At 69.0% G+C, this 15,088-nt stretch carries 15 protein-coding genes and 1 pseudogene; 15 read left to right on the plus strand and 1 reads right to left on the minus strand.

The window, feature by feature from the left end:
- The 15 genes and pseudogenes from ACLML9_RS22100 to ACLML9_RS22170 all read left to right on the plus strand — a co-directional run.
- A pseudogene (locus ACLML9_RS22100) lies at positions 1–455 on the plus strand (hypothetical protein); the annotation flags it as partial.
- A gap of 14 nt (positions 456–469) precedes the next feature.
- A complete protein-coding gene (locus ACLML9_RS22105) occupies positions 470–1,339 on the plus strand; it encodes a MinD/ParA family protein (RefSeq protein WP_411947318.1) in 870 nt (289 codons plus the stop codon).
- Positions 1,340–1,415: 76 nt separating this feature from the next.
- Positions 1,416–2,069: a hypothetical protein gene (locus ACLML9_RS22110; RefSeq protein ID WP_411947319.1), complete on the plus strand. Its 654-nt coding sequence runs from the start codon at positions 1,416–1,418 to the stop codon at positions 2,067–2,069.
- 96 nt (positions 2,070–2,165) lie between these two features.
- Positions 2,166–2,465, plus strand: a complete 300-nt coding sequence (locus ACLML9_RS22115) for a hypothetical protein (RefSeq protein ID WP_030521532.1) — start codon at positions 2,166–2,168, stop codon at positions 2,463–2,465.
- Between the two features lie 7 nt (positions 2,466–2,472).
- Entirely contained in the window at positions 2,473–2,742 is a 270-nt protein-coding gene (locus ACLML9_RS22120; protein WP_030521531.1) for a hypothetical protein, read from the plus strand.
- Positions 2,743–2,773: 31 nt separating this feature from the next.
- Positions 2,774–3,424, plus strand: a complete 651-nt coding sequence (locus ACLML9_RS22125; RefSeq protein ID WP_411947320.1) for a hypothetical protein — start codon at positions 2,774–2,776, stop codon at positions 3,422–3,424.
- Positions 3,421–4,227 (plus strand): hypothetical protein, encoded by an 807-nt coding sequence (locus tag ACLML9_RS22130; protein ID WP_411947321.1) that lies wholly within the window; start codon positions 3,421–3,423, stop codon positions 4,225–4,227. The genes ACLML9_RS22125 and ACLML9_RS22130 overlap by 4 nt, the downstream gene beginning before the upstream one ends.
- A gap of 35 nt (positions 4,228–4,262) precedes the next feature.
- Positions 4,263–5,795, plus strand: a complete 1,533-nt coding sequence (locus ACLML9_RS22135; protein ID WP_245713179.1) for a conjugal transfer protein TraG N-terminal domain-containing protein — start codon at positions 4,263–4,265, stop codon at positions 5,793–5,795.
- A complete protein-coding gene (locus ACLML9_RS22140; RefSeq protein ID WP_030521527.1) occupies positions 5,792–7,282 on the plus strand; it encodes an SCO6880 family protein in 1,491 nt (496 codons plus the stop codon). Before ACLML9_RS22135 ends, ACLML9_RS22140 begins: the two co-directional genes overlap by 4 nt.
- 7 nt (positions 7,283–7,289) lie before the next feature.
- Complete coding sequence (locus ACLML9_RS22145) at positions 7,290–9,329, plus strand: hypothetical protein (protein WP_411947322.1); 2,040 nt, start codon at positions 7,290–7,292, stop codon at positions 9,327–9,329.
- The gene (locus ACLML9_RS22150) at positions 9,326–9,634 is read left to right on the plus strand and encodes a transposase (protein WP_030521525.1); all 309 of its coding nucleotides are present in this window, start codon (positions 9,326–9,328) and stop codon (positions 9,632–9,634) included. The genes ACLML9_RS22145 and ACLML9_RS22150 overlap by 4 nt, the downstream gene beginning before the upstream one ends.
- A 16-nt stretch (positions 9,635–9,650) precedes the next feature.
- Positions 9,651–11,327, plus strand: coding sequence for a peptidoglycan DD-metalloendopeptidase family protein (locus ACLML9_RS22155; protein ID WP_411947323.1), 1,677 nt, complete (start codon positions 9,651–9,653; stop codon positions 11,325–11,327).
- Complete coding sequence (locus ACLML9_RS22160; RefSeq protein ID WP_411947324.1) at positions 11,324–11,929, plus strand: hypothetical protein; 606 nt, start codon at positions 11,324–11,326, stop codon at positions 11,927–11,929. The genes ACLML9_RS22155 and ACLML9_RS22160 overlap by 4 nt, the downstream gene beginning before the upstream one ends.
- A gap of 28 nt (positions 11,930–11,957) precedes the next feature.
- Positions 11,958–13,907: a type IV secretory system conjugative DNA transfer family protein gene (locus ACLML9_RS22165; protein ID WP_411947325.1), complete on the plus strand. Its 1,950-nt coding sequence runs from the start codon at positions 11,958–11,960 to the stop codon at positions 13,905–13,907.
- Positions 13,904–14,335 (plus strand): DUF4913 domain-containing protein, encoded by a 432-nt coding sequence (locus ACLML9_RS22170; protein WP_357055043.1) that lies wholly within the window; start codon positions 13,904–13,906, stop codon positions 14,333–14,335. The genes ACLML9_RS22165 and ACLML9_RS22170 overlap by 4 nt, the downstream gene beginning before the upstream one ends.
- A gap of 80 nt (positions 14,336–14,415) precedes the next feature.
- Here the strand turns inward: ACLML9_RS22170 and ACLML9_RS22175 are convergent, their stop codons facing one another.
- Entirely contained in the window at positions 14,416–15,009 is a 594-nt protein-coding gene (locus ACLML9_RS22175) for a hypothetical protein (RefSeq protein WP_411947326.1), read from the minus strand.
- Positions 15,010–15,088 lie beyond the last annotated feature (79 nt).

A 15,088-nucleotide genomic window follows, 5' to 3' on the forward strand; every position in this document is an offset into this window, starting at 1 on the left:
CCGGTGCCGCCGCCCCCGGAGCCGCGCCCGACGGGGGCGCGGGCCTGCGCTTCACCGCCGGGAGCACCGGTGCCGACCCCACCGCCGCGGCGTGCCCGGCCGAACAGACCGCGCAGGTGGTGCGCGGCGCGGGGCCGGGCGGCACGAATTCCGGTCCCGACGCCGTGCTGCGCTTCCAATACGCCTACTACGTGCAGCGTTCCGGTGCCGAGGCGCGCGCCGCGGTCGCACCCGACGCCCCGGTGTCCTCCGCCGAGGTGATCCAAGCGGGTATCGACAGCGTGGCGTCCGGCACCGCGCACTGCGTACGGATCGTGACCGTGGCCGAGGGCCGGTACACGGTCGAGGTCACCGAGTTCCGGCCCGGTGGCGAGCCCGCTACCTACAGCAGGCAAACGGTCACCACCGCGGTGATCGACGGCCGCACCCTCATCACGGGTATCTCGGCCGGATAGAGGAGAGTGCTGCGATGGGAGAGGATTGGAGCCGCTGGCTCGACACCGCACCGGATGCCGAGGTGACGGACGGGGCAGGCGGAGACCGGAAGGCGCGGGTGGTGCGGTTGCCGGGTGGCGCCCGGACCCGTGCGGCCGGCGAGCCCCGGCCGATCCTGGTGGTGGGCGGCTGCGGCGGCGCCGGCACCACGACCACCGCGCTCGGACTGGCGGGTGAACTCGGTCTCGCGGGGACCGCCACGGTCGCGGTGGACGCCACGCCGGCCGGGGGTGATCTGGCCCTGCGCGGCGCCGACGAGCATCTGCACCCGATCAGCATGCAGCAATGGTTGTACGGCCGCGGCGACGACGAGCCGGCCCCGTTGAAGGACTGTATGTCCCGGGCCACCTCCGGAATCGGCCTGCTGTGGCGTGACGCCGCGCCGCTGCGCCGCCGCGCGAGCTACCTCACCGTGGCCCGGGCGGTCGACCAGGCCGGATACACCGGTGTCTACGACGGCGGAAACCCGATCGCGAGCCGGCAGCTGCGGCCGTTGCTCGACGACGCGGATGTCGCGCTGGTCCTGACCATCCCGGCGCGGGTAGACGCGGCCAACCGCCTGCGGGTGACACTCGAATGGCTCGACGACGAATACGGCGACTCCTCGGAACCCATGGGCGGCGGGATCGTCGGCGATACCACCATCGTGGTCTCCCATCAGCTGCGCGGCGCCGATTCGCGAGTAGCCGATCATTTGCGGGAACATCTGGCCGGTTGGGTCCGCGATATCGTCGAGGTGCCCTACGACCCCCATCTGGCACGCGGTGAACTGGTGCGTCACGTCGCGCTCGCCGACGAGACGCGCCAGACCTACGAGCGACTACTCGCCGGGATGGTGTCGTGATGCGATCCCACCCCCTTCGCTCCGGGCTCCGCGGATTACCTGCCGCATCTTGGAGGCAGGCATCATGAGTGTTGCTATGAATCTTCCTCGTAGACCCGACCGTCACGCTGTTGCCGGAGTGGTACCACCGCCGGAATCACGCCGCGCCGCGGTCTGGGACCGTCCTGTTCCCGGCGCCGGCCGTGCGCCGCTGGTGTGGCTGCTGGGTGTCCACGGCGGCGCCGGTGCCAGTTCGCTGGCCCATGTGCTGGCGCCCGCCGCGGATTCGGGCCGGCGCTGGCCCGGTGTCTTCGACCGGGAATCGCCGTTCGTGGTGCTGGTGGCGCGGGAGACCATCGCCGGACTGACCCACGCGCACGATCTGCTGCGCCAGCACCACTCGGGGTTCGCCGGGCCCAGCCAGGTTCTCGGCCTCATCACGGTGGCGGCGCGTCCGGGCCGGATGGCGCCGGAGATCCGGCGCTACCGCGATGTGGTCGCCTCACTGGCCGGACAGGTCTGGCAGGTGCCCTGGTACGAGGAGTGGACGCTGGTCGAACCGGAGAAATTGCCGGTGTGGACGCCGGGTGTCGCGACCTCGCCGCAGCGCCGCCGTCGGATAGACCCACTCGACGAGGTTCCCCTGGACATCAGGGAGCTCGGTTCGGAAATCGTCGCGGCCGCCCGGGCCGCGCTGGAGGAATCGGAGGCCGCCCCCACTCGGGGCCGATCGAGATTCGTAGAGGAGTGATGCCGTGATCGCCGCCGTCGAGTACGTATTCCGTGTCGTGCTCCCCGCGCTCGCGCGGACCGAATGTTGCACCTCAGCTATCGAGAAAGGCATCCGATGAGCACCGTACTTCTCGCCGTTCACCAGGTCTACGACACCGTTGTTGTGGCCCAGGTGGGCAATCCGACGCCCGAGGCCCCGCCCGGGTCGGAGAAGATCCTGCAGCTGGTGCGGTACCTCACCTGGTTCGTCCTGCTGTCCGGGATCTGCGGCATCATCTACGCGGGCGGCAAATTCGCGTGGGAGAAATGGACCGGCGGTGGACTGGAGTCCCCGAAGATGGTGGCCGGAGCGATGATCGGCGGCGTGGTCGCGACCAGTGCCGGAACGATCATGAACGCCGTCATCGGAACGTGAGGTTGTAATGGATCTGGTCGGGGCGGCCGGTGTTCTGGCGTACAAGCAGATGCCGGCCGAAGTGTTGGAACCGTTGATGCAGTTGCTGAACTGGCTGCTCTGGTTCGTTCTCATGGGCTGTCTGGCGTGGATGATCGTTTCGGCCGGAAAGCTGTGGCTGACGTTCAAGGGAGATCTGGCGATGAACGACGCCTCGCACGGGGTGCTCATGAGCCTGCTCGGCGCGATCGTGGCCAGCGGCGCCTCCGGTATCGCCCTGGCGTTCCTGCCCGGATGATCCGGGGCGAGGCGAGGAGAACGACCTGCGCATGAAATCGACCGTGATTCCGGCCCCGCGCCGGTCCGGCCGGCCGTATGTCCTCAGGGCTGCCCCTGTGCTGTCCGCGCTGCTGCTGGCCGGCGCCGTGGGCTGCGGGGGCGGGGACGCCGCGGCACCGCCCGATCTGTCGGCGCCCCCGACGAATGTGCGCTGGGTGCCGTTCCAGGGCGTATCGTTACCGCATAGCGATCAAGGTCCGACGGCTCAAACCGACGGTGCCGCAACGGGTTTCGAGCAGACTCCCACCGGCGCCGGGGTGGCCGCCATGGTGCACGCCGTGCGCCTGGCGATCGCCGATGACGGACAGTGGTCGAATATCGTTGCCCGGGAAGTGGTTCCGGGCCCGGCGAAGGACGAATGGGCGGTGAACCGGGTGCAGCTGTCCATCAGTGGTCCCGCGGATCCGGTCTACGCGCCGCGGCTGCTGGGATACCGGATCACCGAGTACAGCGACCAGCGCGCTGCGGTGGACGTGTACAGCGAGTACTCGGATAGTTCGAGAGCGGTGAACCACACGACGGTGGAGTGGTTCGCTCAGGATTGGAGGTTACGGCTGCCGGATCCGGAATCGACCACGCGACCGATCGACCCTGTGACCGAATTACCCGGTGACACTGTGAAAGTGGAGGCGCCGAAGTGAGCGGGAAGGAGACCTATCAGCGTGACCGCGTCTCCTTCGGAGTCATCGCCTCCGCGGCGGTACTGGCGCTGATCGTGGTGGTCGGCGTCGTCATGTGGACGGGCCGCGACGACGAACCCGTCTCGGCGCCGCCGCCCCCGGCCGCGGTGGGCGAGGGCTTCGCCGATCCGGAGGTGGATGTGTTCAATCGGCGCATCGATATCCCCAACAATCCGGCGGGGCAGGTCCTTCCGCAGGACCCGTCCCCGCAACGCAAGCCGACGGACCCGGATTGGCTGACCGCCGCGCCGGTGGGCACCACCGATCCCCGCGGCTGGCAGCGGGTGTACGGGGCGTCGGTGCCGTTCTCGAGTTCCGACGGTCCGAACCGGATCGAGGACGGGCTGGCCGTGGGGTACTCGCACACCCCGCAGGGCGCCGCGCTGGCCGCGGCGCAGATCACCTACCGGCTGAACGCCCGGCCGGCGGACCGTGATCTCTATGTACGGCAGGTGCGGGTTTCGGCGCAGCAGATCGCGGCCTACGACAAGGCCCTGGAAGCGGATCGGCTGCCCGAACAGCAGCCCGAATCGGTGACCCGGTACCTCGTCGCGTCCGACGCGTTCAAGGTCGACGACTACGCGGACGATATGGCGATCGTGCGGTTGGCGCTGCGTGCTCCGGCGCTCGACGCGAAGCCGGTGTGGGTGACGTTGCGACTGATCATGGTGTGGGACGCGGGGGATTGGCGGCTCAAGCCGACCACCTCGCCGAACACACAGACCGAGTATGTCGAATCGCTCGAGGGGTGGACTCGATGGTGATTCCGATGTTGGGACGAAATGTGGAAGCTCAGGTAGTGCGCGCAGACAGCCCTTCCGAGCGCGGGGAGCGAACTCCCGCGGTCTCGTACCGGGTATCACTGGCCAGACGGCTCGTCACGATCCTCGCGGTGATCTTCACCGTGTCGATGGCGACGCCGGTGGTGGCCTACGGTCAGTCCTACGGGTTCGACGAGACCTGTAACGAGATACACGATGCCCTGGACGAGCTCGGCATTCCCGGGATCTCGCTCGGCGACGCCGCAGCGGCGGTGTGCAAGGCGGGCAATGCCGCCACCCATCCCGGTGAAGCGGCCACCGCGGTCAAGGACAAGGCGTGGGATTCGACCTTCGGCAAAGTGGTCGATTCGCTGATGAACGGGCTGGGCGAAGCCATCATCCTGGCGCTGACCTTCTGGATGAAGGTGCCCAACGAGGTGGCCAGCGATTCCGGTTCGCTGTTCACCAAGATCAACGACTACACGTATCAGATACAGATACTGCTGTTGATGGCCTCCATCATCATCACGGGCCTCAGATTGGCCGAGGCCAGACGCGGCGGCGCGATGCAGGAGGCGGCCGAATCGTTCCGGATGTTCACCCGGGTGGTGTTCAGTTCCTGGATGCTGGGCGCGGTGATCGTGGCCGGCACCGTGGCCTCGGACCGCTTCGCCGAATGGATCATCCAGGACTCCACCGACGGCAATGCCCGCAACATGGCCGAGCTGATGGTGAAAACCAGTAAGCTGCAAGCTTTCTCACCCGGCCTCGTCCTCATCATTGCGATCGTCGGACTGCTCGGGGCGCTGGCCCAGATCGTGCTGGCCATCGTCCGGCAGGGCCTGCTGGTGATCGCGGCCGGTGTACTGCCGCTGGCGGCCGCCGCCTCCGGAATGAGCACCGGTAAGCAGTCGTATCAGAAACTGGTCGGCTGGATCATCGCCTTCATGCTGTGGAAACCGGTGGCGGCGATCGTGTACATGATCGCGTTCACCACCGCCGGCCACGTGGACGAGATGACCCCGGCGGGCGGCCTGCCCGAAGCCGAGGAAGCCCAGCGCATGCTGGTGGCCATCGTGCTGCTGTGCAGTGTCGCGTTCGTGCTGCCCGCGCTGATGCGGCTGGTCACGCCGGCGGTCGCGATTGTCGGCAGCGGCGGTTCCGGTCTCACCGCGACCGGTGGAACCCTGATCGCCGCAGCCGGTCTGGGCGCCATGGGTACCAAGGCGGTCGGTGCGAAGGGTGCCGCGGCGCCCGGTCGCGCCGGCTACGTGGGCGGCGCGGCCGGTCCGCCGCCGCCCGGTGGCGGCCGCGGTGGTGGTGCGCCCCGGCCGATGCCCCCGCCGCGCGGTGGCGGAGGCGGCGGCGCGCCGGCCGGCGGACAGGGACCTCGGTCGAGTGGGTCCCCGGGCGGTGTACCGTCCGGTGCATCCCGAGTGGCCAACAGAATGGGCGCAACCCGCGCCGCGACCGCCGGGATGACCCGCGCGGACCAGGCCATGGGTGATGTAGCAGGCGACAATTGGCGCAACCGTAACCCCGACTTCGGTAGGAACACCATCCCACGATGACCAGCACCGAGACCTACGAACGCCGCTCCTACGGCCTGTGGCAGAAGCCCCGCAGCGCCGGACTTTTCGGGCTGCGGTGGGAAGAGACCGTGCTCGGCTTCGCGGTGGTGATCACCGCGCTGCTCACCGCCATGATCGGCGGTTTCCAATGGGGCGCCGTCGTCGGCGGGGTCGGTGTGGTGATCATGGCCCCCCTCGTCATGCGGCGCGGTGGGCGTTCGGGCTACGAGACGGGATTGATGATGTTCCACTGGATGCGTTCGCGTAATCGCGGTGAGCACGTGTACCGCGGCGGCCGGTTCTCCCGGGTGCCGGGTGGTTTCACCCGGCTGCCGGGGTTGCTCGCGCCCTCCAAGCTCTACGAGGGTATCGACGCCGGCGGTTACAGCTTCGGCATGATCCACCTGCCGCAGTTCGCGCAGTACACGGTGGTGCTGCGGGCGTGGCCGCAAGGTCACGAGGCGGTGGACCAGCCGGTGATCGACCGCTGGGTATCGGCCTGGGGCACCTTCCTCGCCTCGGTCGGCCAGACCAGCGATATCGTCGCCGTGGTGCCGGTGATCGACACCGTCCCGGAGACCGGGAACCGGCTGCTCACCGAGGTTTCCACCATTACCCGGCCGGAGGCGCCGGATCTGGCGCAGCAGGTGATGTACGAGCTGGCCACCGAATTGCCGCAGGAACGGGTGCAACTGCTGCCCCGGGTCGCCATCACCTTCAAGGCGACCACCGCCGAACGTCGCAAGAATCCGGCGGAGGAAGCGGTCGAGATCGGCCGCCGGCTACCGGGTATCTGTGCCGCGCTCGCCGAAGCCGGGGTGCGCGCCCAGCCCATGTCGGCCGACGAGGTGATCTCGTTCATCCGGCGCAGCTACGACCCGGCCTCGCAGGCCGATCTCGAGGTGGCCGCGGGCGAGCCCGAGGGCCACGGCCTGGACTGGGCCGACGCCGGGCCGGTCTCGCACGACGAGAAATGGGATCACCTCGTCCACGACGGCGGCCGGTCGGTGACCTGGGAAATGGACACCGCCCCGGAGGGCGCGGTGGACGAGCGGGTGCTGCAGCGGCTGCTCGCGCCGAATCCGGAGGTGCCGCGGAAGCGGATCGCCATCGTGTACCGGCCGCATTCGGCAGCCGATGCGGCCGAGATCGTCGACGACGATTTCAAGAACGCCCTGGTCGCTCAGCAGAGCGAACGCGGTGTGGTGTCGGCGTCGGCGACCCTGCGGGTCGGCGCGACCCAGCAGGCCCGGGAGGAGCAGGCGCGCGGCCACGGTGTCACCCGGTTCGGCGCACTGGTCACCATCACCGAGCCGAATCGCGGTGACCTGCCGCGGATCGAGGCGATCACGCGGGACCTGTCCACGCAGGCCCGGCTCAAGATCCGCCGCTGTTACCGCTACCAGGCGGCGGCCTTCGCGGCATCGCTCGGTTGCGGGGTGATCCTGCCCGAGCACGCGACCATTCCCAAAGCATTGGCGGGGTGAACGACTGATGGCACGCGAGCACGAGCCACCCGTACGGGAGCGCAACAGAACCCGGGTCGCCACCGGCGACCGGTCGCGATCCGGCCGGGACGAGGAACGGCATATCCGGGACGCCCGGCGCGGATCCGGCGACGCCGAACGGCGCGATCCCGAACGCTCGCGGGCCGATCGCCGGACCCGCACCGGGCGCGACGGCGAGGCCGGCAACCGGGAGCGGGCCCGCCGCAACCGGGTCGATACGACCGCCGACCGGGCAATGGGCACACCGGAGTTCGACAAGGCGGCCCGCCGGGCGAAGGCGCGGGCCGAGAAACGCCGGCAGCAGGGCCCGCCGCTGCTCGACGCGGCCACCCGCTCACGCCTCGAGGAGGTCAGCCGGGAAGGCGCGGGTATCCGGGCCGCCTGGGCCACCTTCCGGATCCGCACCGACGATATCCGCCGCCGCAACTACGCCGCGCGCGCCGAACAGGAGTACCAGGACGGATTCGACCGCCAGACCGCCCAGCTGACCGACCGTGGGTTCGCCGGGGCCGGCGGTGGCCGGATGAACGTGGTGGGCCGCCCGGTCGAGTACCGGGCCACCACCGCGCAGGTCGCCGGGCTGTGGCCGTGGTCGGTCGGCGCCGGCGCACCGCTGATCGGTACACCGCTCGGCTCCCACCTGCACACCGGCGCCCCGGTGTGCTTCGACCCGATGAACTGGTTCATGCGCGGTAGTTTCATCACCGCGCCGAGCCTTTTCGTGCTGGGTCTGAACGGTTTCGGTAAGTCGTCGCTGGTGCGGCGGATCGTGCTCGGCGGGGTCGCGCAGAACATCACCCCGCTGGTGCTCGCCGATGTGAAACCCGACTATCGGCGGCTGGTGGAACTGGTCGGCGGCCAGGTGATCGATCTCGGGTACGGTCACGGCAAGCTCAACCCGCTGGCCGGCGGCGTGCTCGGCGATATCGTGCCGCGGCTGGGGGAGCATCCCGAGTTGCAGCGGCAGGTGCTGCAGGATCTGCGGGCCCGGCAGGTCACGCTGATCGCCGGTCTGGTGGAACTGGTGCGCGGCGCGCGGGTACGCGATTACGAGGAGACACTGATCTCCACCGCCCTGCGGATCCTGTACCGGCCGGGCAGCGGATTCACCCCGGACCAGCCGCCCATCATGGAGAATCTGCTCGAGGTCATCGTCGCCGGTGGCGAGGAGATGATGCTCGATGCCGGCGCCGACAGCCCCACCGAGTACCACGAGGCGATCCGCGGGTTGCGGCGCTCGCTGCGTGCCCTCACCCAGGGTCCGTTCGGCGCGGTGTTCAACGGGCAGACCTCGGTGCCGATCGATACCGACTCGGTCGCGGTGTGCATCGATGTGTCCCATATCCCCAACGGGGACAAGAAGCTCAAGGCCGCCGTCATGCTGGCCTGCTGGGCCGACGGATTCGCTGCCGTGGAGGCAGCGCATACGCTCACCGACGCGGGGATGGCCCCGCAGCGATACTTCCAGGTCGTGATGGACGAGCTGTGGCAGGTGCTGGGCCTGGGTGATTTCATGGTCGACCGGGTCGACGAACTCACCCGTCTGCAGCGCGGTATCGCCACCGCCCTGATCATGATCAGTCACACCATCAAGGACCTGCAGTCGCTGGGTTCGGAAGCCGCCATCGCCAAGGCCCTCGGCTTCCTGGAACGGGCCCGCGCCAAGATCTTCGGCGCCCTGCCCGGCGAGGAGATCAAACGACTGGACAGCACAGTGCCCTTCACCGCGGCCGAGGAGGAGATGGTAACCAGCTGGTCGGCGCCACAGGCGCTGACCGGTGAGGCCCTCAGACCGGGTCAGGTCAGACCGTCCCCGCCGGGCACCGGCAAGTTCCTGCTGAAGATCGGTGAGGACCGGCGGCCGGGCATTCCCTTCCATATGGAATTCACCGCGGCCGAGCGGAGTAGCGGGATCCACGACACCAACCAGCGTTTCGAGGAATTCACCTCCTACCCGGGGCGCTATGCGGCCGAACAGGCCGCGGCGCCGGACAGTTCATATCCGGTAGGCGGGAGCAATTCATGATGCCGCATCGGTCCTATCGCCGGGTCTCGCCGGAGGTCCGGGCCGCCGCGGTGGAACAGGTGCTCGCGCTCACCAGCAAACTGCGCAGCGAATCGGAGGCGTGCCGGCTGGTCGCCGAACAGATCGGGGTGCACACCAATTCGGTACGCAACTGGGTGCGCGCGGCGGAGGGGCCGAGCCTGGAGCGGATGGACGCGGCCGCCCTGCGCCGCAAGGTCGCCGCGCTGCAGCAGCAACTGGCGGCCGCGGCGGAGGTGAACCGCGCCCTGGCCGACACTCTCAACGAATCCCGGCGCGAGACGTGAACCCCGCGGGAGCGCGGTGAACGCGAAATCGGTGCTGTGGACCTGCCTCGGTCTGGTGCTCGGCCTGATGACGGTCATCCTCGTCATCGTGATGCCCGCTGTGGACGACCCGTGCGAGGGCGGGTCGGTGCTCGACCCGAGCCAGGCGACGCTGCCGCCGCTGGGCGGATACCCACCGGGTGATCCGCGCGCGGCCGGTGCGACGCGAATCCCGGACGGCTCCACCGCCAACCCCACCGCGGTCGCGACTCCTTCGCTGGCCGCCGGGGCGGGACCGCTGGGCCGTAGTTGGCCGATGGCCGCCGGCACCTATTCGGTCTCGGATGTCTTCGGTTCGCGTGGCGGGGGGCACAGGGGCGTCGACCTGGCCGCCCCGGACGGCACCCCGATCTTCTCGGTGGCCGACGGAATCGTGGTGGCCGCGGGCCCGGCCTCGGGTTTCGGTAACTGGGTCGTGGTGGATTCGGTGGACGCGGGCAACGGGCGCGCGTATTCCGCGGTGTACGGGCATATGTGGGACAGCGGGGTACTGGTGCGGGTCGGCCAGGTCGTGCAAGCCGGCCAGCATATCGGCGCGGTGGGATCGGCGGGGGAATCCAGCGGTCCCCATCTGCATTTCGAGATCGTGCCGGGCGGCCGGTTCACCGGCGGCCGGCAGATCGACCCGCTGCCCTGGCTCGACGGTGCGCCCACCCCGGATCTGGGTGGTGCCCGCGCGTATTCCACCGATCCGGCGTGTGTGCGTGGTTTCGGTACACCGGGTGGGGCATTGGCCAATGGGAAAGTGCCACCGGAACTGGAGATCTGGTACCGCCGCGCGGGATCGCTGTGCCCCGAGGTCACTCCGTCCCTGCTGGCCGCGCAGGGACGGCAGGAATCCGGTTTCCGGCGTGGGCTCACCTCGCCCGCGGGCGCGCAGGGGCTCGCGCAGTTCCTGCCCGGCACCGCCGCGAGTATCGATCCCGACGACGGTCAGCCGTACGTGATCGATGCCGACGGTAATGGAGTGGCCAGCGTGTGGGACGACGGTGACGCCATCGTCGGGCAGGGCCGGTACATGTGCGCGATCGCGCACAAGATCACCGGCTGGATCGGCGAGGGGCGGGTCCAGGGTGATGTGGTGGCGCTGACGCTGGCCGCCTACAACGCGGGCGAGGGCGCGGTACTGGCGTCGGGCGGTATGCCGAATCAGGTGGCCGCGCACTACTCCGAGACCCAGCCCTACGTCACGAACATCCTGGCCATGGAAGCGGAATACCGCGATCCGGGGGCGACCGGGCGTTTCGCCCCCGACAGTGCGGGAGCGGCCGGGGACCAGGTCGTGCAGGCCGCGCACGAATGGCTGGGCACTCCATACGTATGGGGTGGCGGTGGCCCGCAGGGACCCGGCGGTGGCGGGCTCGACGGACCGGGCCTGACCTCGGCGGCGGTATTCGCCGCCTCGGCCGGTGCGGTCTCGCTGCCGCGTACCGCCGAGCAGCAGTGGGAGGCCGGTATCGAGGTGCCGCTCGCCAAGGTGCAGCCGGGGGATCTGGTGTTCAGCGAATTCGGGCCGCGTGGACCAGCGCGGGTCGGAATCTACAGCGGGAATGGGCAGATGATCCAGGCGGCGCCCCCGCTGACCGCGGACTCTCCCGGCGGGGTGGCCGAAACTGCCGTACCCGGCGACGCCCGGGCGAGGAGGGTGCTGTGAACACGCGCGGATCGGCGGCGTTTACGAGGTCCGGGCGGTTAGCCTGGAACGAGAAGACGAGTGCTGGTGCGGGACTGGTGGTGGTGCTGATGCTGGGCATCACGGTACTGAGCGGATGCGGCGGCAGTGGCGAGGACGTGGGATCGGGTGGCACCGTGGCCACCTCGACCACCCGGCGGCTCGAGGCCGTACCCGCCCCGGATCCGGTGACCCCGGACGGGGTCGCGGTGGCGGCGCTGCGCGAGATCTATCAGTGGGAGCCCGCCACCGAGGTTCCGGGCGCTTCGCTGGAACGCGCGCGGAAATGGCTGGGTCCCAGCCTGATCCGGGTGCTGGATGCGTCGACGGCCGCCGCCGGCGCTCCGGCGGTGTCGCTGCAGTGGGGTGACTGGGCGGCGGCCGAGGCGCGGGTGGAGGCGTTCACCTTCGCCTCCGGCGATCGGCCGCCCGCCGGGCCGGATCCCGGCGTGCAGCAATTCAAGATCGGAATCGAGCAGACCGTCGTCTATCCGGACGGCCGCGAGGAACCCCTGGCGCCGTCCACCGTCATCGCGACCGTTGTTCGTACGCCGCAGGGCTGGCGTCTGGACGGCTACCGGTGACCCGGCAGGCATCATTCAGGAGGCAGTAATGGCCAAGAAGAAACCGGTGAAGGACCCGGCCGTGGTCGGGCCCGATCTGACCCTCATCGCGATCTACGTCGGCGGCGCCGTCCTGGGAACCGTATGGGTGGCCCTGCACTTGGGCAATATGCTCTCGCTGCAGAAGCAGGACATGCCGATCAACCCGATCGATATCGTGGCCGGGATGGTCAAGGGCGAGCTGCACTGGCCCACCGGTACGACGGTGATCCTGCTGCTCGTACTGCTCGCGCTGGCCCTATTCGTGCTGTATCGGCGGCGGGCCACGGCCAGACGGCTGGTGGGCCGTCTCGCCGTGGACGACAAGGCCGATGTGATGGGCAACGGCGGCGCCATCGCCGCCTTGACCGAGGCCGGGGTCCGGGAGAAGGCCCAGAACATGGGCGTCAAGCTCGGCTACAACGACGCGCCCGGGGTGCCGATCGGCGTCGCCGTCGCCGACGGCACGATGCTGTACGGCTCGTACGAGGACCTGCACCTGGACATCTGGGGCCCGCGGCAGGGTAAATCGACCTCACGGGTCATCCCGGCGATCCTCACCGCCATCGGACCGGTCCTGGCCACCTCGAACAAACGCGATGTGGTGGACGCGACCCGCGATGTCCGCGAGGCCAAGGGGAGTCGCACCTTCGTCTTCGACCCGCAGGGCGTGGCCGCCGAAGAGCCCACCTGGTACTGGAACCCGCTGGCCTGGGTGGACGCGAACAGCGACGGCTGTGAGATGCGGGCCGCTCGCCTGGCCGGTCATTTCGCCGACAGCGACAGCGGTTCCGATTCCCGCAACGACGCCTTCTTCGACCCGGAGGCCGAGGATCTGCTGGCCGGGCTCTTCCTGGCCGCCGCGATCGCGAAGAAGCCGATCACCCAGATCTGGGAATGGGTGACCGATCAGCAGAACATCGAACCGATCAATATCCTGCGCGATGCGAAACACGATTTCTCCGCCTCCGGTCTGGCGGCACAGTACAACGCCGACCCGCGGACCCGCAGCGGTATCTTCGGCACCGCCAAGAAGATGGTGCGCTGCCTGAAACTGCGCAATGTGCACAAATGGGTGACCCCGCACAGCGCGGAGCGGCACGAGCCGGCCCGGGCCCAGTTCGACGAACTGGAGTTCATCGAGAAGAACGGCACCCTCTACAGCTTGTCGCTGGAGGGCCGCGGTTCGGCGGCCCCGCTGGTGAGCGCGCTCACCGAGGCCGTGATCGATGTGGCCATGCGCAAGGCGTCGCGTTCGGCCTACGGACGCCTGCCGATTCCGCTGCTGGCGGTGCTGGACGAGGCCGCCAACGTGGTCCGGTGGAAGGATCTGCCCAAGCAGTACAGCCATTTCGGCTCGCGCGGCATCGTGGTCATGACCGTGCTGCAGTCCTGGGCGCAGGGCGCCCGGTGCTGGGGTGACGACGGGATGAACGCATTGTGGTCGGCGGCCAATATCAAGGTGCTCGGCAGCGGCGTCGACGACACCAACTTCCTGCGGGAACGGTCCGAGGCCATCGGCGAGCACTCCGCCATCTCCGCCTCGGTCTCCGAATCCAAGGGCGGTAAGAGTTATTCGCGGTCGCTGGGTTCCTCCAAGACCTTCACCGTGCAGGCGCTGGCGACGTTGCCGCGGGGCCGCGCCATCGTGTTCTCCTCCGGTGCACCCCCGGTGCTGGTGCGCACGGTGCCCTGGTGGGAGGGCGAGTACGCGTCCGCGGTGAAGAAGTCCATCGAACAGCACGACCCGCAGCGCAAGACATTGGTCACCGATCTCATCGGTTCCCCCGCGCTGATCAAGGAGAAGCCCACCGAGCCGGACCACGGCCCGGCGGGCGCGCCGACGATCTTGGACAAGAAGCCGGCGGGAGCACAGACGGAACCGGATAACGGTCCGGGCGGAACACCACCGGGTCCGGAGAACGGGCCGGGAGAGAGGCAGGAGGTTCGACCGCTGTGACCGAGACTTCCCGAGAGCAGCAGATACCGACCTACAAGAATGTGGTGGAGTTCGTCGAGAACTACCTCAGCGTCGTCTATCGGCGGCAGGTCAGCGATCTCAGCGATACCGTGTGGTGCCCCGAGTGGTGGAAGCATACGGAGGCCATCGCGCGCCTGGACGCGATGTGGCGGGCCTGGGAGCATCTGCGGCAGGACGGCGCCACGGGTATGAGCGTCTGGTTCCTCGACCACGCCGACCAGCACATGGCCGTACTTCTCGACCCGAAGGGCCCGTTCAAATATTGCAGCGTGCGCAACGGGCACAAGGACATGCTGGTGCCGCTGCCGCTGACGGCTCCGCCCGACGGCATGTTCAGCGATCCGTTCGACAGCACCGAAGAAGCCGAAGCCCCGGTCCGCTCGGCGGGTAGCGAAGTCAAGAGCTGACGACCCGCCGGCGGCCCCGGGTACGAAGAACGCCCGTCCTCTTGGACGGGCGTTCTTCGTATTCCGGGCGGAACCGCGGCCTAGCGACTTCGTTCGAGACCGCGGGCGAGTTCCTGTTCCCGGGCACGCTGGACCGACGGCGCACGATCGGGCCGGTTGCGCACCGCCTCGCTCGGCGGGGTGGCCTGCCCGACCTCGACCAGCATCCGGGCCGCGGCCAATTCGGGTGCGACACCGATCTTGGCGAGATGCGCGGCCAGTGCGGCCCGCCGCTCCACCGAGTCGTAGCGCACCGCGTCCGCCGCGCTGCTCACCTGATCGGATTTCTCGGCGAACGAGCTCATCGAGAAACGATCCTTCTCGAGCTGGACGCCGCGATAACCGGGCGTTTCCCGGTGCGGTACCGAGGTGCCCGGCGGCCCGATCTCCGCGGCCGACCGCGAAATGGTCTGGGCCAGGGCGAGGTTGCGTGGATCCTTGGCCTTGGCGTCGCGCGCCTCGCGGATCTGCAGCTCCCGCGCCTCTTTCACCCGGGCCTCGGTCATCTTGACCCGCATCTCGGCTTCACGCTGGCCGCGTTCCCGGGCCTTGAGTGCGACCAATGTCGCGATCTGCAACATCGTCTTCATCATGGCCGCGGTTTCCCGGCCGATGTCGTCCAGTTCCTCGGACATGGCTGCTCCCCGATACTGCGGTGTGCCCTATTGGATGTTGTGGTGCCCGGCGACACGGACCGCGTCGGCGGATCGGGAT

Source organism: Nocardia sp. NPDC002869, assembly GCF_046764065.1.
Lineage (GTDB): Bacteria > Actinomycetota > Actinomycetes > Mycobacteriales > Mycobacteriaceae > Nocardia > Nocardia rhamnosiphila.